Source organism: Bartonella sp. AP57NXGY, assembly GCF_042195805.1.
GTDB lineage: Bacteria > Pseudomonadota > Alphaproteobacteria > Rhizobiales > Rhizobiaceae > Bartonella.
In genome coordinates, this window is the sequence record NZ_JBHIOZ010000396.1 from 1 (window position 1) to 955 (window position 955).

General features: G+C 37.9%; 1 protein-coding gene. It reads left to right on the top strand.

Annotation, left to right across the window (positions count from 1 at the left end; translation table 11 throughout):
- Positions 1–955: BID domain-containing T4SS effector (locus ACFIL8_RS11095; protein WP_375689846.1), on the top strand; the 955-nt coding region annotated here is incomplete at both ends.

The following is a 955-nucleotide window of genomic DNA, read 5'->3' on the forward strand; positions in this document are numbered from 1 at the left end:
TCTTTTAAAGGAATTCATGAGCAACATGAAAGAACTTGGGCGCAATGTTAATGATCGTCCTGTTATGGTTGCAAAAGAAGGTGAAACTTACACGGGCACCTATAGGGGTGCTGGTTATGATAGCTTTGCTTTCAATGTGAAAGGCGCTTATATCATCGGTAATAAAGAGCATCTCACACAAGAACAACTCAAAACATTAAAACCCGGTGACAAATTTACCTTTACAGTCCCAAAAACAAAAGAGCTTGAAAGCATTCTCATTCCACAAGAAAGATTAGCTCCTTTGACAGAAAATGAAAAAGCCGAAATGATTGCTGAAGATTCTTGCGTACACACAAGCTTAAAACAGATCCAGAAATTGGCAAAAATTGTTTATGGTAACGAAAAAATATTAGACAAACAGATGGTAGAGATCATCAAAAATCCAAGCTTAGGCCAGCAGCTCGCCAACCAGATTGAAAGAGCACCGTACTCTATTTCTCATCTTGCAGGTTTCAGTTTATGTGGACTACAAAATCAGGCACGCGCAAACGCTAAAAATCATCTTGAGATGCTTTGTACTGCCGTTGCAAATTTCACGCATGCTGTAAAATATGCTGAAAAGGAAATTACGCAAGAACATGCAACAGAACAAAGTCGCCTTGCAAAAACAATAGAAATGCCAAGTCAAAGCTTGCAAGACCTCTTCACCTTGCCAAAAGAATTACAGCAAGAAGCTTTAGCAAAAAATCCTTTATGTCAAAAAGAGCTCAGCAACTTTGTAAAAAAGATCAACACCCGTCTTTCACCAAATGAACATAAAGCAGTCCAAAATAATGAGTATGAAACACTAGCTCAAAGCATTGGTGTATCAGAAAATAAAGCCAAACAAATTACAGAAATTATTAAGCAAACCAAAGAAGTACATCAGCAAGCACAAATATGCACAATGCGCCATTCCAAAGCATTCGCTATG